Genomic DNA, 22,471 nt, shown 5'->3' with positions numbered 1-22,471 from the left:
TGCCTTTCAGAGCTTAACGGGCGCTGTCGCTTTTCGTTATTATTCTAACGCAGCTGCTCCGCCGACGATTTCAGAGATTTCCTGAGTGATTGCCGCCTGGCGGGCACGGTTGTATTGAAGTGTCAATCCGCCGATTAAATCAGACGCATTGTCGGTTGCGCTCTTCATTGCTGTCATAGATGCAGCATGTTCACTCGCTTTGCCGTCAAGAAGGGCCCCAAAGATCAAGCTTTCCGCGTATTGCGGAAGAAGAACTTCCAAAATCGCTTCTGCTGAAGGATCGAACTCGTAAGATGCAGTTGATCCTGTCGGTTGAATATCCGTCAGCGGCAAGACTTTTTTCTCTGTGACTTCTTGTTGAATTGCTGAAACAAAGTGATTGTAATACATATAAACTTCGTCATATGTACCATCTGAGAACATACCAACAGCTTTGCGCGTTATTTCTTTAATATCCGCAAACGTCGGATGGTCCGGAAGCGCAATTGCACTTTCAAGAATGGTCATTCCTTGCTTCGCAAAGAATTCTTTCCCTTTCCGGCCGACGCTCAGGATCACAAACTCGTCATTGGATGTATGCCGTTCACGGATTTTGTTCATAACAACACGAAGAATATTACTGTTATATCCACCTACAAGGCCACGATCCGATGTGATCACTAAATAAGCAGTTTTCTTTACAGGACGGGCGATCATCATTGCATTGCTGGTGTCCGTAGACCCGGCTGCGATGGATGCCACTACGTCCTGGATTTTGTCCATGTAGGGAACGAATGCTTTCGCGTTCACTTCCGCACGGCTTAGTTTAGATGCAGAAACCATTTGCATGGCTCTTGTGATCTGACTCGTTTTCTTGGTTGACGTAATGCGTGTTTTTATATCGCGTAAAGATGCCACTGGTATTTCACCACCCTATTATTTTTTCTTCATATTCGACTCGAGTAGCCCTCCGCTCTAACGGGCAGCATGTCTCCCGCATTGACACGCAGGAAATGGACTGACCGCAAAAGTCCGATTGGATCAACCAGCATTCAGTGAGGCAAAAGCCTCTACTGAATACAGTTTCTCTTTACTCTGATTTTGCGAATGTGCGTTTGAATTCGTTGATCGCTGCACCAAATGCGTCATCAGCAGGTAAACCTTGAGTTGTACGAATAGTATCCAAAATTTCTGTGTGGTTTGTATCCAACCAGCTTGTCAATTCAGCTTCAAAGCGAGAAATGTCGTTGAGAGCGATGTCGTCAAGGAATCCACGAGTCAACGCATAGAAGATGACAACTTGTTTTTCAACTTTGATCGGGTTGTTCAAATCTTGCTTCAAGACTTCAACAGTACGTTTCCCGCGCTCGATTTTCGCAGCAGTTGCAGCATCAAGATCTGAACCGAACTGAGAGAATGATTCAAGTTCACGGAAAGAAGCCAAGTCAAGACGCAATGTACCCGCAACTTTTTTCATTGCTTTGATCTGAGCTGAACCACCAACACGTGATACAGACAGACCCGCGTTGATCGCTGGGCGTACACCTGAGAAGAATAGATCCGATTGAAGGAAGATCTGGCCATCCGTAATCGAGATAACGTTTGTTGGAATATATGCAGAGATATCGCCAGCCTGCGTTTCAACGAACGGCAATGCTGTGATTGATCCTGCTCCAAGAGTTTCGTTCAACTTCGCTGCACGCTCAAGTAAACGTGAGTGCAAGTAGAAGACATCACCTGGATAAGCTTCACGGCCTGGTGGACGACGAAGCAATAGTGAAAGTTCGCGGTAAGCAGATGCTTGTTTTGTTAAATCATCATAGACGATCAACACATGTTTGCCTTCAAACATGAATTCCTCAGCCATTGTGATACCTGCATAAGGAGCAAGGAACAATAATGGAGCTGGCTGTGAAGCAGAAGCTGTTACAACGATCGTGTAATCAAGAGCTCCGTTTTTACGGAAAGTTTCTACTACGTTACGTACAGTAGATTCTTTTTGTCCGATTGCAACATAGATACAGATCATGTCTTGGTCAGATTGGTTTAAGATCGTATCGATCGCTACAGAAGTTTTACCTGTCTGGCGGTCACCGATGATCAATTCACGCTGTCCACGGCCGATCGGCACAAGTGCGTCGATCGCTTTGATGCCTGTTTGAAGTGGTTCATGAACCGATTTACGGGCCATAACCCCTTGTGCAGGGCTTTCAATTGGACGGGTTTTAGTCGTGTTGATCGGTCCAAGACCGTCAACAGGCTGTCCAAGTGGATTTACTACGCGTCCGATAAGTTCAGGTCCTACCGGTACTTCCATGATACGGCCAGTCCGACGTACTTCATCGCCTTCTTTAATGTCTGTGTAAGGGCCAAGGATAATAATACCAACATTGTTGGCTTCCAAGTTTTGCGCCATACCAAGGACACCAGTTGAGAATTCTACAAGTTCTCCAGCCATGATGTTGTCGAGGCCATGAGCGCGCGCGATACCATCACCAATGGTGATTACTGTACCAACGTCGTCAACTTTCATCTCTGATTGATAATTTTCAATCTGTTGTTTGATCAGACCGCTGATTTCTTCAGCTTTGATGCTCATGTATGTCACCCTCTCATAATTTCATAATTAACCGTTCAATTGACGCTGCAGACGTGACAATTTCGTGCTCACACTGCTGTCGTAAATGCGGTTTCCGATTTGAAGACGCAATCCGCCGATCAACGATGGATCGATGATGTTTTCAATTCGTAAAGATTGTTTGCCGATTTTTTTAGCGAAAACGGAAGAGATGGATGCGCGTTCTTCTTCAGTCAAAGGACGTGTAGAATAAACTTTCGCATCTTCGATTCCCTGTGCATTGTTGGATAAAGCGACGAACGCGTCAGCCATAGAGCCGACTTCGTCCAGACGTTTGCGTTCTGCCATCAATTGAAGTGTATTTACAACAAGCGGATTCGCTTCTCTGAATACCTCATTGATTAGGTTTGTTCTTTTGTCAGCAGATAGTTTTGGAGAAACAATCAAATTGTAAAGTTCCGGGGTCATTTCGAAGACCTTTTTCACTTCACGCAAATCCTGCTCTACATCCAATGACGATTCATGCTTTTGAGCAACTTCGAACAATGCTAGAGCGTAGCGTTCTGCAATTTGACTCACTGAACTTCGCCTGCCTTCGCAATCGTTTCGTTAATCAACTGACGGTTGTCTTCCTCAGAGATTTCTTTTTCAAGCACTTTCGTAGCAGCAAGCAATGACAATGCCACAACTTCTTCACGAACAGCTGAAATAGCTTTATCTCTTTCGTTGGCAATTTCTTGAACCGCAGCTTCTTTCATACGGCCAGACTCAGCACGCGCTGTCGTAATGATTTCCTCACGCGAAACGTCGCCTTGCTTTTTAGCGTTTTCAACGATTTCCTGTGCTTGCGTACGCGCATCTTTAAGAAGGCTGCGCTGCTCTTCAAGCAATTTCTGAGATTCCAGACGGCTGTTTTCAGCAGTTTCGATTTCACTCTTGATCAAATCTTCACGCTGCTGCATTACGCCCATCAAAGGACCCCATGCGAATTTCTTCAAAAGCAACATTAGCAAAATGAAGATAACAAGTGTAGCAAGGATGTCTCCAATATTCAAAAACTCCCCGGTTGCACCGAGTACGAGGTGATCAAAAAACACGATTGTTTCACTCCCTTCAAGAGCCTAAAATACAATTTCTTCTATAGTAAGATCTTTATCTGTCGTAAGATGGATTTTCAAAAGCAAATTGCTTCATACAAGTTTAAATGGCGAAAACCATATCGAAGCATCCCCACCATTTAACTTTTTGTATAGAAATACTATTGGTTCATAACGATGAACGCGATAACTACAGCGATGATTGGCAATGCCTCTACCAATGCAACACCGATGAACATTGTTGTTTGTAGGACGCCGCGTGCTTCTGGCTGGCGAGCGATACCTTCAACTGTTTTTGAAACGATAAGACCGTTACCGATACCTGCACCTAGTGCTGCTAAACCTACTGCGATTGCTGCTGCTAATAAACCTAATGAACCTGTCATTTAATGTGTCCTCCTCAGGATAGTTGTTTTTTTGCTCTACGAGCAGTTTATACTCAATGATCGTCGGCAACTTTATGCGACATGTAGACCATCGTCAACATAACGAAAATAAACGCTTGGATTGCCCCGATAAAGATCGAGAAGCCTTGCCATGCCATCATTGGTACGATGGCTGATGCAAATCCAAATGCACCTGCTGATGCGAGGCCTGCCAACAAAGTCAACAGGATTTCCCCCGCATAGATGTTACCGTAAAGACGCAGACCGAGTGTCAGCGTATTTGCGAATTCCTCAATGATGTTCAATGGGAACAAGAATTTCATCGGCTTGATGTAGCCTCCGGCATATCCTTTAAGCCCTTTCAGCTTGATACCATAATAATGGCTCAAGATTAGCACCATTGCGGCCAATGTCATCGTTACCGTCGGATCAGCTGTTGGTGATTTCCACCAAAGATCTCCGTTGACAACTATTGCAAATGGAAGGCCTAACATGTTCGAAACAAAAATGAACATAATCAGGGTGATTCCAAGAACATGGAATCGGCCACCATCTTTCCAATCCATATTGCTTTTGATTATCCCTTTTACGAAATCCATGATCCATTCCATGAAGTTCTGCATGCCCGTCGGTTTAAGCTGCAGGTTCCGTGTGGAGATAAAAGCAATAAGGAAGACGATAAGAGCGGCTATAAGCAGCATCATAACGTTCGATAGGTTGAACCAGATCCCGAACACCTCGAGCATAGGAGCGCCATGTTCCACGATAGTTTCACCTCTCTTTCCACATTCTTAATGGTGTTTCACGTGATAAACAATCCGCTCTGTTAACAACAGAGCATAAGGGACCATCAACCCAATTACCGTACTGACCAAGTGAATGTGCTCTGCGAATAAAATGGCGATCGCCACAGCTGCAACACCTGATGCAAACCGTAATGCCGTTCCAAGCGAACGAACTTTCGAGCCTTCAGCCACCGCGCGGTCGAATTTCTCCATCCGCCGAACCAGAATCCACATGTTGTAAATGCCGAACAAAGTTCCGATGATGAGACCGGCGAACACTTCTTGATAAGGGGTAAACCCCCAACCAATAACGTAGAACGCCAAGATGAAAAAAATCATCTTTTTCAGTCTTGTATATATCTCCCTAAGTCCATCCATTTTTACTTGTCTCCTGATTCGAATTTGCGGACGGTCTGAAGCATTGCCCAAACACCGGCAGTGATGCCTATGACTAGGCAGATGATCATGAAAAACGGGGCGGTTCCGAGCTTTTCATCGAGCCACATACCTGTGAACACACCGAAAAGCGCGGACCCGACAAGTTGTGAGAGGATGGCACTGTAAAGCGCCATCGCTTGTAAGGGACTTTTTGTTGGGCGCATGATAACCCCCTCGAACCTCGTTGATTTGACATTAAACCCTTAAAAAGGACCGTCGCATCAGGCTTCCAAAACCACATAATATATGTAAGAAAACCTTCTCATGCATACCCTTTGTAAGCATACAATAGGGGTAAAATCATGTCAATTAGTAGAAGTGAAAAACTTCACAAGCGATTTTCCTCTGACATATTGTCGACAAACTTTGTACAGAAAAGTGAAAGTGCCTGTTCAGCTCTGACAGGCATAAGGCAATTCGGCGAAGTGGCGCTCTTTGCCACACAGCCGGATTGCCTTATGACCCGAAGAGCTAGGCGCTTGCAACTGGACACCAGAAAAGCGGAATCGGCCGTTCAGCTCCGACAGACGTAAGACGGAATTCCGAAGTGGCGCTTTTTGCCACACAGGAAGACCGGCTTACGACCCGAGGAGTTGGCCGATGAAGCTGGACAAAAGAAAAGTGAAAGTGCCTGTTCAGCTCTGACAGGGGTAAGACGCTCTGGCGAAGCGGCATGTTTTCAGCCGCACAGCCAGAGTGGCTTACAACCCGAAGAGCTAGGCGCTTGCAACTGGACACCAGAAAAGCGGAATCGGCCGTTCAGCTCCGACAGACGTAAGACGGAATTCCGAAGTGGCGCTTTTTGCCACACAGGAAGACCGGCTTACGACCCGAGGAGTTGGCCGATGAAGCTGGACAAAAGAAAAGTGAAAGTGCCTGTTCAGCTCTGACAGGGGTAAGACGCTCTGGCGAAGCGGCATGTTTTCAGCCGCACAGCCAGAGTGGCTTACATCCCGAAGAGCTAGGCGCTTGCAACTGGACACCAGAAAAGCGGAATCGGCCGTTCATCCAATCACAGTTTCGAAAAATACACATGCAGTGCTTCGACGATCCGCGCCGAAGCTTTGCCATCTCCGTATGGATTGGATGCTTGGGACATCGCTTTATAAGCATCTTCATCCGTCAGCAATTCTTTAGCCATTCCATAAATCGTCTCTTCGTCTGTTCCAGCTAGCTTCAAGGTTCCTGCACTGATCCCTTCAGGGCGTTCAGTGGTATCACGCAAAACCAGTACCGGCTTGCCGAGTGAAGGCGCTTCTTCTTGAATCCCGCCCGAATCGGTCAGGATAAAGAATGAGCGGGCTGCAAAGTTATGGAAGTCCAGAACTTCCAGCGGTTCAATCAAATGGATGCGCGGATCACGGCCCAATACCTCATCCGCCACTTCACGCACAGCTGGGTTCATATGTACCGGATAAACCACCTGGATATCATCATGCTCTTCAATCAGGCGTTTGATGGCACGGAACATATTGCGCATCGGCTGGCCAAGATTCTCACGGCGGTGTGCCGTCAATAGGATCATGCGGTCCGTACCGATTTTCTCAAGAATCGGATGCGTATAAGTTTCGCGCACTGTTGTTTGAAGTGCGTCGATGGCTGTATTGCCGGTGATGTAGATCGTTTCTTCCTTCTTGTTTTCATCGAGAAGGTTCTGAGCTGATTTTTCAGTTGGTGAAAAATGAATATCGGCCATGACACCCGTCAGCTGACGGTTCATTTCTTCCGGATACGGCGAATATTTATTGTGCGTACGCAAGCCCGCCTCAACATGGCCAACGGCAACCTGATTATAGAAAGCAGCAAGGCTGGCAGCGAAAGTTGTCGTCGTATCGCCATGTACCAGGACAATATCCGGTTTCGCTTCTTTCATGACTGCATCAAGACCCTGCATGGCGCGCATCGTTACATCGGTCAATGTCTGGCGTTCCTTCATGATGTTCAAATCGAAGTCAGGCGTGATTTGGAATGTCTCCAGCACCTGGTCCAGCATTTCTCTGTGCTGCGCTGTCACTGTCACCAATGGTTCGATGGTGTCAGGATGTTTTTGAAGTTCCAGAACAAGCGGCGCCATTTTGATGGCTTCTGGCCGCGTACCAAATATCGTCATTACTTTCCATTTTTTCGTCAAGCTGATATACCCCGCTCTCTTATTTTGTTCCGAATAACCGGTCACCAGCATCTCCAAGACCTGGGACGATGTATCCTTTTTCATTTAATTTTTCATCGAGTGCCGCAATGTAGATATCCACATCAGGATGCGCTTCTTGAAGAGCTTCTACACCTTCAGGAGCTGCAATGATGCACATGAAACGAATTTTCGTAGCCCCACGTTTCTTCATGGAGTTGACTGCTTCGATCGCTGATCCGCCTGTCGCCAGCATTGGATCCACAACGATGAAATCCCGCTCCTGAACATCGGAAGGCAATTTCAAATAGTATTCAACCGGCTGCAATGTGACCGGGTCACGATATAAACCGATGTGTCCGACTTTAGCAGCTGGAATCAATTTTAGAATTCCATCCACCATGCCGATGCCTGCACGTAAAATCGGCACGACGCCTAATTTCTTTCCTGCAAGGACTTTTGATTTTGCTAGCTGGACCGGCGTCTCCACTTCGATTTCCTCCAACGGCAAGTCGCGTGTAATTTCGAACGCCATCAATGTAGCGATTTCGTCGACCAATTCACGGAACTCTTTCGTACCTGTCGATTTATCACGGATGTACGTCAGTTTATGCTGAATCAGCGGATGATCAAAAACGTATACTTTTCCCACGGCCTATCTCTCCTTTTCACACATTATCTTAAATAGTATAACAGAAAATCATTGGCTCAAGTTGCCAGATCCCGCTTTGCTATTATTCAGTTATTTTCACCCATGGTTTATTTACCCATAAGAAAAAACCGGGAAATATTGCCCCGGTTTTCCGCAAAATCTCTATAACTCTTTTCTAGCTGTTCCAATTCAAGCAATGTGCCGGTTGCCGGCACTTCAGATGCCCTATAACAAGAAAGCTTCGCTGAGCGGCATAGGCTTGTAGAACAGATACCCCTGCCCCACTTTACAGCCGAGCCTCAACAGGGTTTGGCGGTCTTTTTCCGTTTCCACACCTTCAGCAACTGCACGCATGTCCAAATTTTCCGCCAGCTGGATGATGGTTCGGATGATAGCCAATGTTCCCGGTTCCCCCATATTGGAAATGAAGGACCGGTCAATTTTCAGTTCCTCGACAGGCAGCTTCTGCAGATAGCTGAGCGACGAGTAACCAGTCCCGAAATCATCAATCGAAGTCGTGAAGCCGCAATGTTTCAGGTGCTTGAATACTTTATTGGCCGTTTCAATATCCACAAAGCCGATACGCTCCGTAATCTCCAATTGAATCCATTGTGGATCAATGCCATATTCAGCAGTCATGTCCATCAAATGTGGAACGAATGAATGATGGAAGAAATGATCTGCAGATATATTGATGGCCACTTGGCGAATCTGCAGCCCATGCTCAACTCTTTTTTTCAGCCATTCCAGCACCTGCTTCAAAACGCTTTGTTCCAACAAACGGATTTTGCCATTTTTTTCAGCAGCAGGGATAAAGACATCCGGCGGGATGGTGCCGAGATCCGGCGACGTCCAGCGAGCCAGCGCTTCAAAGCTCAGAATCTCGCCGGTTTTCAAATCAACTTTCGGCTGCAGGTGAACCCCCACCTCATTGCGTCTGATCGCTGCTGTCAATTCATTGGCCACGCGCAGATCCTTCATCATGAATTCGTCATATTCACTTTCAAAATAGCAGATGGACTCACCAGTACGGAGCTTTGCCTGGGATAATGCACTGTCGGCACAGCGGATTATCTCTTCGGAGTCAACCTGATGAGGCGTTACGATGGCAACGCCCATTTTCAAGGTCAGGAACAATTCCATATCACCGACTGCAACAGGTTCGACCAACCCTTGCAGAAGATGTTCCAGGTAATCCGGGATTTTTGTGAAAGGTGTCATGCTGTACATAGCCAATGTAGAGTCTGAGAACCGGGCAATTAAATTATCCGAGGAATTCTGCGCCAGCATCATCCGCTTGCCAATTTCACGCATAATGGTATCTCCGGCACTATGGCCATATTGATCGACCACTTTGACATATTCGTCTGTGGACACGAATGCCACAAACCCTTCCTTGCCTTCCTTCAGCATTTCCATCATTTCATTTCTGAAATAATTGCGATTGGGCAAGTCCGTATTTTCATCGGTATAGGCCAGTCGAAGAACCTCTTCATGTTGGCGGGAGTATTTGATCGCGAGTGAAGCAATCGAAGCAACTTCCTCCATGAAAGCCAAATCTTTTTCATGCGGTGACAGTGCTGCAGGAAAGTACATGCCGAATGTGCCGATTGGCATTCCTTCAACGCTGTAGATCGGAATTGACCAGCTTGACACCAAGTTATAGTTTTCCACCAATTGCTGGTGATTTCGCCATAGATAGTCCGTAGTCATGTCCTCGACAACCACCGGCTGCTGCCGATGGAAAGCCGCTCCGCATGTTCCGATATCTTCTTCAACCAGCAGTCCGTTGATTGCTTCCTGAAAACTCTTTGGCATGGAACTGGCCGCACCGATTTTATAAAGTTCTGTGTCGTCAATCAATAACACCGTACATTTTGCCCCATCAATAAAGAATGATTCGGCAGTAGTACAGACATTCTGCAGCAGCATGCTGAGCATATAGCCCTTTTCGATTCCATTATAGGTCTCTTTTTGAAGTTTAATCAAAGCTTCTGCACGTTTGCGGTCGGTGATGTCATGTTGCAGCATCAACGTGAATTTGAAATTCTTCTCCGGAAATGACAAGGGCTGGACAGTGATCTCATTCCAAAAAGGCGTGCCGTTTTTCCGGTAGTTTACGATTTCGACAATACCGCTTTCGCCCGCTTCCACGCAGCAACGTATTTTTTCACTTGCTTCTTCAGACGTTTTTTCACCATGCAGGAAACGCCCATTGCGTCCCAGAGTTTCTTTTTCGTTATAACCGATCATTTTGTAGAAGGCGTCATTAGCATAGACGACAGGCTGATCTTCCATTTCCGAATTCACAATCAAAAATGAGGTATGGAATTCAACACCCAGACGGCGCAGCCACTCCATGATCACCTTTTTATCTCTCTTCAATTCATGCGTGTGCATACGACGCGTCCCCCCTGTAAACAGCTCTATGTATAGATTAAAAGCAATACATCCATTCTTCCCCGACGCTTCGGCCGATAGGACCTACCGAAATCTTATTAACTGAAATAATTGTATGTAATAGGTATTATTCCTGATTTAGGCAATACGCAAACAAACTTCCCCATTTATTTATGGAAAAAATAAAGCTGCCAAGCATTAACCCGGCAGCTGTATGAACTTATTTATATAAAGGATGCGCAGCAGTCAATTTGGCTGTACGTTCTGCAGCATCTTTTTTCACTGATTCGTCTTCCGGGTTTTTCAGAAGCATTGCCATGATTGAAGCAATTTCTTTCATGTCCGCTTCTTTAAAGCCACGAGATGTGACGGCAGCTGTTCCAAGACGGACGCCGGAAGTGACAAATGGGCTTTCCGGGTCGAAAGGAATGGTATTTTTGTTTGTCGTAATACCGACTTCATCCAGTACATGTTCTGCAACTTTGCCTGTCAGATTCAACGAGCGAAGATCCAGCAACAGTAAGTGATTGTCTGTTCCGCCTGAAACGATATCCACGCCTTCAGCGATTAAGCCTTCAGCAAGTGCATGGGCGTTTTTCACGACTTGTTCAATATAGGTTTTGAATTCCGGCTGCAACGCTTCACCGAATGCCACAGCTTTGGCTGCGATTACGTGCATAAGTGGGCCGCCTTGAATTCCAGGAAAAATGGTTTTATCGATTTTTTTCGCAAATTCCTCATTGCAGAGAATCAACCCGCCGCGTGGTCCGCGAAGTGTCTTATGCGTAGTCGATGTAACAAAATGGGCATGAGGGACAGGGTTAGGATGAGCTCCAGTAGCGACCAGACCGGCAATGTGTGCCATGTCGACCATCAGGTATGCTCCGACTTCGTCAGCGATTTCACGGAATTTAGCGAAATCCAATTTGCGCGAATAAGCACTTGCTCCAGCAACGATCATTTTCGGTTTGTGTTCCAATGCTGCCTGGCGAACTGCTTCATAATCGACCAATTGTTCTTCTTCTGTAACGCCGTACTCAACAAAATTATACTGCATGCCGCTGAAATTCACTTTACTGCCATGTGTTAAGTGGCCGCCATGATTAAGGTTCATCCCAAGGATTGTATCGCCTTTTTCCAAAACTGCTGTATAGACTGCCATATTGGCCTGTGATCCGGAATGCGGTTGAACGTTCGCATGGTCGCCGCCAAAAATTTCCTTCAGGCGGTCGCGGGCAATGTTTTCAACAACGTCCACAAATTCGCAGCCTCCGTAATAGCGTTTGCCCGGATAGCCTTCTGCGTATTTGTTGGTCAATACTGATCCTTGTGCATCCATTACGGCTTGTGAGACAAAGTTTTCAGAAGCGATCAATTCGATATTCGCTTCCTGTCTTCCTTTTTCTGCGTTCATCGCTTCATATACTGCTGGGTCTTGCGACTTAATCAATTCCATCTGTATATCCCTCCCGTGATTGAACAAGCTCACGATCATAGCTCGCACGTTCACCGCCGATCAATTTCGGCCGTGTTGTTGCAGCTGCTACAATCGCTTCACCTACTAGTTTAACAGAAGTTCGGAGAGGAACGGCAACTCTTTTCAAATGCATACCGATCATCGTTTGTCCAATGTCGATTCCTGCATGAGCCTGAATCTCTTCCACTACAACTGGATCGGCCATATTGCTGAATGCATAGGCACTCATCGAACCGCCCGCTTTTGCAACCGGAATAACCGAAACAGGTTCCCAGCCATATTTGATGGCTGCCTGCCGCTCCACCGTCAATGCACGGTTGATATGCTCACAACCTTGAAATGCCAAAAACAAGTGATGGCGTGACGCGAATTTCTCCAAAGGTTCAAACAGACTTTCGGCAATATCCAATCCGCCGCCTGTTCCAATCCTTTTTCCTGCTACCTCTGATGTCGAACAGCCGACTACAAACACTTGGCCTTTCCTGAACTCGATCTGCTGCTCCAATTCACTTAAAACCTCTTCAAGTTGCAATTGCCATAAAGTTTGCATGCCGACTCCTCCTTATTTTTCGAGGTCAGTAATTTTTTGGATCCGCTTGCCGTGTCTGCCGCCTTCAAATTCCTCTGTCAGCCAAGTTTGGGCGATTTCACGTGCAAGCCCTGGGCCAATGACGCGCTCACCCATTGCTAAAATATTTGAATCGTTGTGCCCTCTGGTCGCTTTTGCACTGAACACATCATGGACAAGTGCACAACGGATTCCTTTGACTTTATTCGCAGAAATGGACATGCCGATGCCGGTGCCGCAAATCAGAATACCGCGATCAAATTCTCCGCTCGCTACGCGATCAGCCACCGGCTTTGCATAATCCGGATAGTCGACCGAATCGTCTGTATGTGGTCCAAAATCCTGATATTCGATACCAATTTCGTTCATTAGGTTAACGATTTCTTTACGCAGGTTATTGCCGCCGTGATCTGATGAAATTGCCACTCTCATGATATACCCTCTTTTCTTGAAATCAAATTTATTGTTCAGCAAAAGCGCCAATGTCGAATTATGCGAATTTCGATTACGCTTTTAATCAATTCTAACATTTTTACGCAAAAAAGACAGGCACAGCCTCGAAAGGCCTGCCTGTCTTTTTCATTCAGTTGACTTTATCGATTAATTTATCAATCAAATGCTTAAGTTCCTGGAAAGTCTGCTCGTAAAGTGCCAGTGGCCCGCCATAGGGATCACTGATATCTTCTGTCGAGCCTTCCGTAAATTCCTTCAGCGTATAGAGCTTTGTCGCCACTTCAGGATATGCCTGCATAAGCGTCACTTTATGGGAGGAAGTCATGGTTAAAATCAGTTCGGCCCATTGCATATCTTCCACATCAAGCGGCTTTGAGATGTGCGCAAAAGAAATTTGCTGCTGCTCCAGTACAGCTTGGGCATTTTTAGAGAGAGGCGCGACTCCGGCATAAATACCGGCAGAACGAGCTTCGATTTCCGGCAGGTTCCGGGCTGACAAGATGGCTTCAGCCATCGGACTTCGGCATGTATTGCCTGTACAGACAAAAAGAATTCTCATACAGCATCTCCTTTCAGCGATTCAGCTGAACCACTTATGGTCCGCCGCTTTTTCGAGTCTGTTCATCAAGGCATCATTCTCCTGCAATCCGGGTTCAACCGATGCCAAAATCAAATCAGCATCCGTTGAATCACATTTCCGCAAACTGGCATACAGGCTTTCCATCGACAGTGGAAAATTGAAATCAGCTGCAGGGTACTCGGTTTTGCTGAGAACAGCAACCGTTTTTCCTTTTTCCTGAATGTAGTCAATTGCTTTTTCAATCAATCCCTCTTCGTTTTCAATTAAATATAAAGGGGCAGTTGGTGCATAATGCATGTATTTCATTCCCGGTGATTTTGGAACATTGTTTTTGTTTCCGGACGAGGTTCGAACTGTTCCAATCACTCCTTCGATCTGCTCTTTCGAGACTTTCCCAGGACGCAAAATGACAGGCGGTTCGCAGGTCGTATCCAAAACTGTGGACTCAATGCCGATTTCCGTAGCGCCACCGTCCAGGATCAGCGGAATTCTGCCTTCCATATCATGATAGACATGCTCAGCCAAAGTCGGACTGGGCTTGCCGCTGGTGTTGGCACTCGGAGCAGCCAAAGGCAATTGAAGCTTGCGCAACAAACTTAAGGCAACCGGATGATTCGGCACACGGATGCCGACCGTTTCAAGGTCGGCAGTAACGTTTTTTGCGAATGCTCCCGGTCTCTCCTGCATGATCAGCGTTAATGCACCAGGCCAGAAAGCATCCATACATTGCAGCGCTTTCGGAGAAACTTCCTGTACATACTCCAGTGCCGTCTCTTTCGAATCAACGTGGACAATCAATGGATTATCCGCTGGCCGTCCTTTTGCTTCAAAAATTCTGCCTACAGCCTCCGCATTGGTGGCATCTGCGCCCAACCCATAAACGGTTTCAGTCGGAAAAGCGACAACTTCACCGGAAAGGAGGATTCCCACAGCCTGTGCATAACTTTCTTCTTCGTCCACATTATTATCCACAAAAATAATTTCCGTTTTCACATGAACAACTCCTATTTTTAAAGGTTTTTCACCTTTCTATCCACAATCAGTGGATAAACTCCACCGAATTGTGGGTATTTTGTGCATAAGTTAGTCTATTAACGCAAAAACCATTCGATCGTTTTTGTTGATATCTTTTTTACTATAGACTAAAGCATCCGGAAAAGCGTCTTTCAGCATTTTTTCAACTGCTTTTCCCTGTTGATAACCTATTTCGAAACCGATGATGCCTGGTTTATTGAGCATCTTCGGAAATTGCTTCGCCATCTTTTCATAAAGAGCCAAGCCTTCATTGTCGGCAAACAACGCATGATGCGGTTCGAAATCGCGGACACTGTCCGACAATCCAGGGGCTTCAGCATAAGCGATGTACGGCGGATTGGACAATAGTACATCCCATTTTTCGCCTTCAATCGGTTCAGCCAGATCCCCCAGCCGAAAATCGATGTCGGCATTTAAACGTTCAGCATTTTTCGCTGCCATATCCAGTGCCTTTTGCGAAATATCCGTCGCTACAACCTGTGCATCAGGCAATTCACATTTCAGCGTGATCGCGATAATGCCACTGCCCGTTCCAATATCGGCGATTGCCAGTTCTTTTTTCGATAGATGGCGATCAATCAGCTGCAGTGTTTCTTCTATTAACTCTTCTGTTTCCGGACGCGGAATCAATACATCCGAATTCACCAGAAAGTCTCTTCCGTAGAACTCTTCGCTTCCCGTCAAATGCTGGACTGGAATTCCTTTGGCATGCGATTCGATATTCGCCCAAAACCTTTCAAATTGCTGTTCACTGATTTCATCACGCATCGAAGAAATCAAACCCGAATACGACAGGCCCATTTCATGTTGAAGAAGAATGCGTGCCGCTCCTTCTTCGCGACCGTTCTCCTGTAAATAAGAAGAAGCCCTCTTGAGGGCCTCATAAACATACTTAAGCTTGGTCATTGTTCAGGCTTTCCATGCGCGCAGACTGCTCTTCCACAATCAAGGCATCGATGATTTCATCCATTTTCCCCTGCAAAATCTGGTCCAATTTCTGGATCGTTAAGCCAATGCGGTGATCTGTAACACGGTTTTGAGGGAAGTTATACGTCCGGATCCGTTCAGAACGGTCACCTGTTCCAACTGCGGATTTGCGGACTGCGTCGTATTCAGCTTGTGCTTCCTGCTGGAATTTTTCATAGACGCGGGCACGCAATACTTTCATCGCACTCGCTTTGTTTTTGATCTGTGATTTTTCATCCTGGCAGGTTACCACTGTATTCGTCGGAAGATGCGTCAGGCGGACAGCTGACATCGTCGTGTTGACCGATTGTCCACCAGCTCCGGAAGATGCATAGGTATCTGTGCGGATGTCGTTTTCATGTATATCAACTTCCACTTCTTCAACTTCCGGCAAACACGCCACCGTTGCAGTAGAGGTATGAATCCGGCCGCCCGATTCCGTTTCCGGAACCCGCTGTACGCGATGTGCGCCATTTTCGTATTTCAATTTTGAATAAGCGCCTTTTCCTGTAACCATAAAGACGATTTCCTTGAATCCGCCAAGGCCGGTCGGGTTTGAATCCATGACTTGGACTTTCCAGCCATTAGATTCGGCAAAACGTGTATACATGCGGTATAGGTCACCAGCAAACAAAGCCGCTTCGTCTCCGCCCGCTGCTCCACGAATTTCCATGATTACGTTCTTGTCGTCGTTTGGATCTTTTGGAATCAACAATTTGTGAAGGCGCTCTTCAACTACAGTAATCTGCCCTTCCAATTCATTGACTTCTTCTTTGACCATTTCGCGCATATCCGCATCCATCTTATCATCGAACATGGCTTTCGCTTCTGCCAATTGCGCAGTCAACTCTTTGTATTCGCGGTAAGTTTCGACTGTTTCCTGAAGGTCGGATTGTTCTTTGGAGTATTCGCGAAGTTTATTATTGTCGCTGATGATATCCGGGTCGCTCAATAATTCATTTAAACGGTCATATCTATCTTCCACTGATTGTAAACGATCAAACATGGGTGTCACCTCGAGTTCTATTTTTTTGTTGTTGTTGATTTGAAATTCCGCAAACCAGCTCCGCTTTCCTACGGGCTTGCGCCGAACTAACTCGGGCTATACGCCCGAGTGGATTTCGGCACTTCGCTATCCCGTGGGAGTCTCCACTGGTTTGCTCCATATCTTAATAAATGACGTTAATAATCAAAATCTTCACTAATGATTTAATGATAAGTCTACTGTAATTTTTAAATGGAGTTTCACTTTACATAATTGTTCACATGACTCTTAGAAGGAAGAGCGGAAGTTGGCGAAGGGCAAAGATCTGCTCCTGCATCGCTACGCTAGCTTCGTTGCAAACGAGTCAGGCACAGCCTGACTCGCTTCCTGCGGAAATAGCGCGAGCTGGAGCCACTGGACTGAGCACAGCGAGGGAAGCGGCAGAGGCCGTACCCGCGGAAAGCGTCCGCCTGTAGCAATTTCTTCAAAACCATCTCAATATTTATACTCTATTCACTTAACGGTAACGCCTGCCGGTACTTCGTGGTGATGGCGGCAGCGTGGTTCGTAGGCTTCTGATGCACCTACCAGGATTGTCGGGTCATCCGATCCTGCAGGCTTTCCGTCGATCAGTCGCTGGGTGCGGCTTGCGGGAGAACCGCAAACGGTGCAGACAGCTTGAAGTTTCGTCACTTGTTCGGCGATTGCCAATAATGCCGGCATCGGGCCGAACGGGCGGCCTCTGAAATCCTGGTCCAGCCCTGCCACGATTACCCGGAAACCATGATTTGCAAGCTTCTGGACATTTTCGATGATGTCTTCATCAAAAAATTGGGCTTCATCTATGGCAATGACATCAAATTCATCGGTAATGTACTCCCACATTTCGGTTGAACGGGAAATCGGCAGGGCAATCACAGTTGCACCATTATGGGAAACGACCGCTTCTTTGCTGTAACGGTCGTCGATTTTCGGTTTAAAGACAGCGATTTTTTGTTTGGCGAATTGGGAACGACGGACACGGCGGATCAATTCTTCTGATTTCCCGGAAAACATGCTGCCGCAGATCAATTCGACCCATCCAGTTTGTTTCATGACATACATAGGTGAGACCCCTTTCGAACTCTTGGTTGTTTTTTCATGCACGAATGTTTATAGAAATATGAAGCCCTTCCTAATTATATAAATTGAACTCAACTAACTATAGTAGCCGATATTCCGCAAAACAGCTCCGAAGACATTAGCCGTAGCTTGCGAGGACAATGTCTTTGCGACGTAGTGCGCAGCACGAAGGAGCACGGTTTTTAAAGCTACGCTATCGATAGGGATATAGCATAGCTGTTTTGCTCCATATCTCTAGAGATTTCTTTAACGCCGGCGCGGCACAGGAGCAGGCGAATGCCGAGCGGAGCAATAAGACGAGTGGTCTTCTCGGCTTATTGTGGGAGCCAATGAGGGACCAGGCATTCCTGGGACCTCATTGGCGACGAGCTTGCGCAGGAGCAATCGTCTTTGCTCTACCCAAAGCGCCGAAGCGGCTTATTTACGAGGATTCTTTAGTTCAACTTATATAGATGAAGTTTTTCTTTATCATACCAAAAATCATGCGATTGCTTGCTGTTTTTTGAAATATGTAAGGTGTTTTTCAGATAGAAGGCGAAAAAAAAATACCCGCCAGGCGTTTTCGCGCTAGGCAGGTATATTTTTATTTACTCGTTGATTTCTTCTTTTAGGCCGTATTTCTTGTTGAAACGATCTACGCGGCCATCTGCTGATGCGAATTTCTGACGTCCAGTGTAGAATGGATGACATTCAGAGCAAAGCTCAACGCTGATGTTTTCTTTTACAGAACCAGTTGTGAAAGAGTTCCCACATGAGCAAGTTACTGTAGCTTGTTTGTAATCTGGATGAATACCTGTTTTCATTGTAATTTTCTCCTCTCGCCCTGAACCATCTGGAACAGAGTTTACTCTATTTTACTATTGCCTTACACGGTTCTTCAGACCGTATATGCAATAGCTTTGCTTTGATTCACTCTCATAATCATAACAAATCCCCGTACCATTTGCAAGCAATTAAATCATCTTCTTATTGCTTCGGTGGGTCTTCATTTCCGTAGCCAATTGTTCAAAGAATTCTTCATTGGTATCCGTTTGGTTCATTTTTTTCAGGAAACGTTCGCCGAAGTCATGTGAATCCGAGAAGGTTTTCCGGATGGACCAAAGCTTTTCAAGCTGCTTCGGTTCGATCAGCAATTCCTCTTTGCGTGTTCCGGAACGGCGAATATCAAGTGCAGGGAAAATACGGCGCTCAGCCAAAGAACGGTCAAGATGCAATTCCATATTGCCTGTCCCTTTAAATTCCTCGTAAATGACTTCATCCATACGTGATCCGGTCTCTACTAAAGCTGTCGCTAAAATAGTCAAACTGCCGCCTTCTTCGATATTGCGGGCAGCTCCGAAAAAGCGTTTCGGCCGGTGGAAAGCTGCTGGGTCTATCCCTCCAGATAGTGTACGGCCACTTGGCGGAATAACCAAATTATATGCTCGTGCCAGACGCGTGATGGAATCCATCAAAATGACAACATCACGTTTGTGTTCAACAAGGCGCATCGCGCGTTCAAGAACCAATTCAGCAACCTTAACATGATTTTCAGGCACTTCATCGAAAGTTGACGACACGACATCGGCATCCACGGAACGCTCGATATCCGTCACTTCTTCCGGACGCTCATCAATCAACAGCACAATCAATTCCGCTTCCGGATGATTGGTCGTAATCGAATTGGCGATTTCTTTCAGCAGCATCGTTTTCCCTGCTTTCGGCGGTGCCACGATCAAACCGCGCTGGCCAAATCCGACAGGCGCAACCAAATCCATAATGCGCGTCGATAAATGCGCAGGTGTCGTTTCCAGGCGGATATGGCGGTCTGGATAAAGCGGCGTCAGCCCTGGGAAATGGACGCGTTCTTTTGCCACTTCCGGATCTTCGCCGTTTACCGCTTCCACTTGAAGCAAGCCGAAATAACGTTCGTTTTCTTTCGGCGGACGCACTTTCCCGGATACTTTATCGCCATTTCTCAAATCAAAACGGCGGATTTGGGAAGCGGAGATATAGATGTCCTGTGAACTCGGTGAATAGTTGATCGGACGCAGGAAACCAAAACCCTCCGATTGAATAATCTCCAAAACACCTTCCATAAAGAAGAAACCTTCCTGTTCCGCACGTGTTTTCAAAATCGCAAAAATCAGTTCCTTTTTGGTCAGCTTGCTGTAATTGCTCAGTTTGTATTCTTTTGCTAAATTATAAAGTTCTTTTAATGTCATGTTCTCCAATGCGGAGATCGTTATCGTTGCCATGTATCGGACACCACTCTTATTCGTATTATTTTTTGTAGATAAGTTGAATGAATGCAATAAATTTTCGCGGACTCGGGCTAAGCGATATGCAAAAAAAATTTTTTGATTCAACTTATAAGATTTGAGGATCAGCAGTGAATGATTGAGAAGATCGTAAAGAAGAAGTCCGGCAAGTTGCCGGACTCATTTTATGAAGTAGGATCGTTAATCGTTCATTACAAGATTCGGCTTTTTCTGCAGGCTGTGACGCCCTTCGATAAAGCGGATGGTTCCGGATTTCGCACGCATGACCAATGTATGGCTTTCGGCGAAACCGCCTTTCAGCTGGACGCCTTTTAATAGTTCGCCGTCTGTGACGCCTGTTGCCGCAAAAATGGCATCATCGCCTTTGACTAGGTCATCCATCATCAGGACTTTACTTACGTCAAGGCCCATATCGATGCAGCGCTGCGCTTCTTCTTCGTTCTGTGGAACCAGTTTCCCCTGGATCTCGCCGCCCAGGCATTTTAAGCCGACTGCAGCGATGACACCCTCGGGTGCTCCACCAGTTCCGAATAGGATGTCGACACCAGTTTGATCGAATGCAGTATTGATTGCACCGGCAACATCGCCGTCATCAATCAATTTGATGCGGGCTCCCGCTGCACGGATCTGATCAATGATCTCCTGGTGGCGAGGACGGTTCATAATGGTGGCCACGACGTCTTCGATGTTCTTGTTCTTGGCTTTCGCCACTGCACGAAGGTTGTCGATGACTGGCGCGTTGATGTCGATTTTGCCCACTGATTCCGGCCCAACCGCTATTTTCTCCATATACATATCAGGAGCATTCAGAAGGTTGCCGCGATCTGCAATCGCCAAAACTGCCAAAGCATTCCAGCCGCCTGCAGCGACAATATTTGTTCCTTCTAAAGGATCTACTGCAACGTCCACTTCCGGACCATTGCCAGTCCCCAGTTCTTCACCGATATACAGCATAGGAGCTTCATCCATCTCACCTTCACCGATGACGACAACACCACGCATCGGAATGGTATCAAATACCGTTCTCATTGCAGTGGTCGCTGCATCATCCGCTTCAATCTTCATGCCGCGGCCCATCCATTTTGAAGCAGCAATTGCTGCCGCTTCAGTGATACGCACTAATTCCATCGATAGACTTCGTTCCATACTATCAGTTCCTCCCGTTCAGCTATAACGCTATGTCTTCATTATTGTAGCACATATTTTTACGCTAAAAGAGAGTCAATTCGCGTCTTGGCTAAGGTCGGACTTCATGCTTGCCACCGGATCGATGGTCTCTCTCCGGATATCAGCGCCGAGGCCCTGCAGTTTTTCGATGATGGACGAATAGCCCCGTTCAATATGATAGATTTCACGGATTTCCGTTTCGCCTTCCGCCAATAATCCTGCAATGACCAATGCCGCTCCTGCCCGCAAGTCGGATGCAACGACAGTTGCCGATGTCAGCGGAGTCGGACCGGTAATAATCGCCGCTCTTCCTTCCACCCGCCCGCTCGCATTCATCCGGCGAAGTTCGTCGATATGCTTGAAGCGTGCCGAGTAGATGGTATCTGTAATCATCGAAGCTCCTTGGGCCTGAGTCATCAGCACAGAGAACGGCTGTTGAAGATCTGTCGCAAAGCCTGGATAGACCAGGGTTTTTACATCGATTGCATGCAAATCAACGGATTTTGGAATATAAATCGATTCTTCGCCTTCCTGAACATCAACGCCCATTTCACGCAATTTGGCAGTCAATGCTTCCATATGGAAAGGAATCACGTTATCGATCGTGACGCCATCCCCTATAGCAGCAGCCATAATCATGAAAGTTCCGGCTTCGATGCGGTCAGGAATGATCGTATGATTGGTGCCGTGCAATTCTTCCACGCCATCGATACGGATGACATTTGTTCCGGCTCCTTTGATTTTCGCGCCCATATTGGTCAATAAAGTCGCTACATCAATAATTTCCGGTTCTTTTGCCGCATTTTCAATCGTCGTCTGCCCTTTAGCCATTACAGCTGCGAGCATAATGTTTATTGTTGCGCCGACACTGACAACATCCAGGTAAATTTTAGCTCCACGAAGTTCATCTGCACGCAAATAAATGGCGCCATGTTCGTTCGTCACTTTTGCGCCTAACGCTTCAAAGCCTTTGATGTGCTGATCGATTGGACGGGGGCCTAAGAAACAGCCGCCCGGCAAGCCGATTGCTGCATGCTTGAAGCGGCCCAGCATCGCACCCATCATGTAGTAGGAGGCACGAAGCTTTTTCACATTGCCGTTCGGCAAAGGCATATCAATCATTTTTGTCGGATCGATATTCATCGTTCCGTCTTCGAATGTTACTTCTCCGCCGATTTCTTCCAAAATACTCTTCAGTGTCCAAGCGTCGGAAATTCCCGGCAATCCCTCAATCGTTACTGGCGAATTCGCCAAAATCGATGCAGGAATCAAGGCTACTGCACTATTTTTAGCGCCATTGACTTTAATTGTTCCGGAAAGGCGTTTGCCGCCCTTTATTTTATAAACATCCATTAAATTTCTCCTTTTTCTCCTTTTCGGACAGTTCGTTTCGTCCGAAAAGTTCCATTGCTTC

The 22,471-nt window shown here is 46.5% G+C and carries 23 protein-coding genes; all 23 read right to left on the bottom strand.

The window, feature by feature from the left end; all coding sequences use genetic code 11:
* Nucleotides 1-39: 39 nt before the first annotated feature.
* Nucleotides 40-897, bottom strand: coding sequence for an ATP synthase F1 subunit gamma (atpG, locus tag K8U60_RS13265; RefSeq protein WP_223640342.1), 858 nt, complete (start codon nucleotides 895-897; stop codon nucleotides 40-42).
* A gap of 172 nt (nucleotides 898-1,069) precedes the next feature.
* Nucleotides 1,070-2,578, bottom strand: a complete 1,509-nt coding sequence (gene atpA, locus K8U60_RS13260) for a F0F1 ATP synthase subunit alpha (protein WP_223640339.1) — start codon at nucleotides 2,576-2,578, stop codon at nucleotides 1,070-1,072.
* A 27-nt stretch (nucleotides 2,579-2,605) separates the two neighbouring features.
* Complete coding sequence (locus K8U60_RS13255; protein ID WP_223640336.1) at nucleotides 2,606-3,136, bottom strand: F0F1 ATP synthase subunit delta; 531 nt, start codon at nucleotides 3,134-3,136, stop codon at nucleotides 2,606-2,608.
* Nucleotides 3,133-3,654, bottom strand: coding sequence for a F0F1 ATP synthase subunit B (gene atpF / locus K8U60_RS13250; protein ID WP_223640333.1), 522 nt, complete (start codon nucleotides 3,652-3,654; stop codon nucleotides 3,133-3,135). Before atpF ends, K8U60_RS13255 begins: the two co-directional genes overlap by 4 nt.
* 161 nt (nucleotides 3,655-3,815) lie before the next feature.
* Nucleotides 3,816-4,040, bottom strand: a complete 225-nt coding sequence (atpE, locus tag K8U60_RS13245; RefSeq protein WP_006829234.1) for a F0F1 ATP synthase subunit C — start codon at nucleotides 4,038-4,040, stop codon at nucleotides 3,816-3,818.
* A 53-nt stretch (nucleotides 4,041-4,093) separates the two neighbouring features.
* A complete protein-coding gene (gene atpB / locus K8U60_RS13240; protein ID WP_223640330.1) occupies nucleotides 4,094-4,804 on the bottom strand; it encodes a F0F1 ATP synthase subunit A in 711 nt (236 codons plus the stop codon).
* A gap of 27 nt (nucleotides 4,805-4,831) precedes the next feature.
* Nucleotides 4,832-5,203 (bottom strand): ATP synthase subunit I, encoded by a 372-nt coding sequence (locus tag K8U60_RS13235; protein ID WP_223640328.1) that lies wholly within the window; start codon nucleotides 5,201-5,203, stop codon nucleotides 4,832-4,834.
* 2 nt (nucleotides 5,204-5,205) lie between these two features.
* Nucleotides 5,206-5,427 carry an AtpZ/AtpI family protein gene (locus tag K8U60_RS13230; protein WP_223640325.1) on the bottom strand — a complete coding sequence of 74 codons (222 nt, stop codon included), beginning with the start codon at nucleotides 5,425-5,427 and terminating at the stop codon, nucleotides 5,206-5,208.
* Between the two features lie 848 nt (nucleotides 5,428-6,275).
* Nucleotides 6,276-7,394, bottom strand: a complete 1,119-nt coding sequence (gene wecB / locus K8U60_RS13225; protein ID WP_298824424.1) for a non-hydrolyzing UDP-N-acetylglucosamine 2-epimerase — start codon at nucleotides 7,392-7,394, stop codon at nucleotides 6,276-6,278.
* Between the two features lie 19 nt (nucleotides 7,395-7,413).
* Nucleotides 7,414-8,043 carry a uracil phosphoribosyltransferase gene (upp, locus tag K8U60_RS13220; protein ID WP_223640321.1) on the bottom strand — a complete coding sequence of 210 codons (630 nt, stop codon included), beginning with the start codon at nucleotides 8,041-8,043 and terminating at the stop codon, nucleotides 7,414-7,416.
* A gap of 225 nt (nucleotides 8,044-8,268) precedes the next feature.
* Entirely contained in the window at nucleotides 8,269-10,443 is a 2,175-nt protein-coding gene (locus K8U60_RS13215) for a bifunctional diguanylate cyclase/phosphodiesterase (protein WP_223640318.1), read from the bottom strand.
* 220 nt (nucleotides 10,444-10,663) lie between these two features.
* Nucleotides 10,664-11,899 carry a serine hydroxymethyltransferase gene (glyA, locus tag K8U60_RS13210; protein WP_223640315.1) on the bottom strand — a complete coding sequence of 412 codons (1,236 nt, stop codon included), beginning with the start codon at nucleotides 11,897-11,899 and terminating at the stop codon, nucleotides 10,664-10,666.
* Nucleotides 11,886-12,470 carry a TIGR01440 family protein gene (locus K8U60_RS13205; RefSeq protein WP_223640312.1) on the bottom strand — a complete coding sequence of 195 codons (585 nt, stop codon included), beginning with the start codon at nucleotides 12,468-12,470 and terminating at the stop codon, nucleotides 11,886-11,888. The genes glyA and K8U60_RS13205 overlap by 14 nt, the downstream gene beginning before the upstream one ends.
* A 12-nt stretch (nucleotides 12,471-12,482) precedes the next feature.
* Entirely contained in the window at nucleotides 12,483-12,920 is a 438-nt protein-coding gene (gene rpiB, locus K8U60_RS13200; RefSeq protein WP_191713552.1) for a ribose 5-phosphate isomerase B, read from the bottom strand.
* A 151-nt stretch (nucleotides 12,921-13,071) separates the two neighbouring features.
* Nucleotides 13,072-13,500 carry a low molecular weight protein arginine phosphatase gene (locus K8U60_RS13195; protein ID WP_223640309.1) on the bottom strand — a complete coding sequence of 143 codons (429 nt, stop codon included), beginning with the start codon at nucleotides 13,498-13,500 and terminating at the stop codon, nucleotides 13,072-13,074.
* A 21-nt stretch (nucleotides 13,501-13,521) separates the two neighbouring features.
* Nucleotides 13,522-14,514 (bottom strand): L-threonylcarbamoyladenylate synthase, encoded by a 993-nt coding sequence (locus tag K8U60_RS13190; RefSeq protein WP_223640306.1) that lies wholly within the window; start codon nucleotides 14,512-14,514, stop codon nucleotides 13,522-13,524.
* Between the two features lie 90 nt (nucleotides 14,515-14,604).
* Nucleotides 14,605-15,462 carry a peptide chain release factor N(5)-glutamine methyltransferase gene (prmC, locus tag K8U60_RS13185; RefSeq protein WP_223640303.1) on the bottom strand — a complete coding sequence of 286 codons (858 nt, stop codon included), beginning with the start codon at nucleotides 15,460-15,462 and terminating at the stop codon, nucleotides 14,605-14,607.
* Nucleotides 15,449-16,528 (bottom strand): peptide chain release factor 1, encoded by a 1,080-nt coding sequence (gene prfA, locus K8U60_RS13180; protein WP_223640300.1) that lies wholly within the window; start codon nucleotides 16,526-16,528, stop codon nucleotides 15,449-15,451. Before prfA ends, prmC begins: the two co-directional genes overlap by 14 nt.
* 492 nt (nucleotides 16,529-17,020) lie before the next feature.
* On the bottom strand, nucleotides 17,021-17,611 hold the full coding sequence (locus K8U60_RS13175; protein WP_215100529.1) for a thymidine kinase: 591 nt from the start codon (nucleotides 17,609-17,611) through the stop codon (nucleotides 17,021-17,023).
* Nucleotides 17,612-18,216: 605 nt separating this feature from the next.
* Nucleotides 18,217-18,432 (bottom strand): 50S ribosomal protein L31, encoded by a 216-nt coding sequence (rpmE, locus tag K8U60_RS13170; protein WP_006829249.1) that lies wholly within the window; start codon nucleotides 18,430-18,432, stop codon nucleotides 18,217-18,219.
* Between the two features lie 150 nt (nucleotides 18,433-18,582).
* Entirely contained in the window at nucleotides 18,583-19,866 is a 1,284-nt protein-coding gene (gene rho, locus K8U60_RS13165; protein WP_223640296.1) for a transcription termination factor Rho, read from the bottom strand.
* Between the two features lie 204 nt (nucleotides 19,867-20,070).
* Nucleotides 20,071-21,036 carry a class II fructose-bisphosphatase gene (gene glpX, locus K8U60_RS13160; protein WP_223640293.1) on the bottom strand — a complete coding sequence of 322 codons (966 nt, stop codon included), beginning with the start codon at nucleotides 21,034-21,036 and terminating at the stop codon, nucleotides 20,071-20,073.
* 75 nt (nucleotides 21,037-21,111) lie between these two features.
* Nucleotides 21,112-22,410, bottom strand: a complete 1,299-nt coding sequence (locus K8U60_RS13155; RefSeq protein WP_223640290.1) for a UDP-N-acetylglucosamine 1-carboxyvinyltransferase — start codon at nucleotides 22,408-22,410, stop codon at nucleotides 21,112-21,114.
* Between the last annotated feature and the right edge of the window lie 61 nt (nucleotides 22,411-22,471).

It is taken from the genome of Planococcus circulans, from assembly GCF_020023385.1.
Classification (GTDB): domain Bacteria; phylum Bacillota; class Bacilli; order Bacillales_A; family Planococcaceae; genus Planococcus.
The sequence above is the reverse complement of the archived record's forward strand: the minus strand, read 5'-3'. Positions and strand labels throughout refer to the sequence as shown.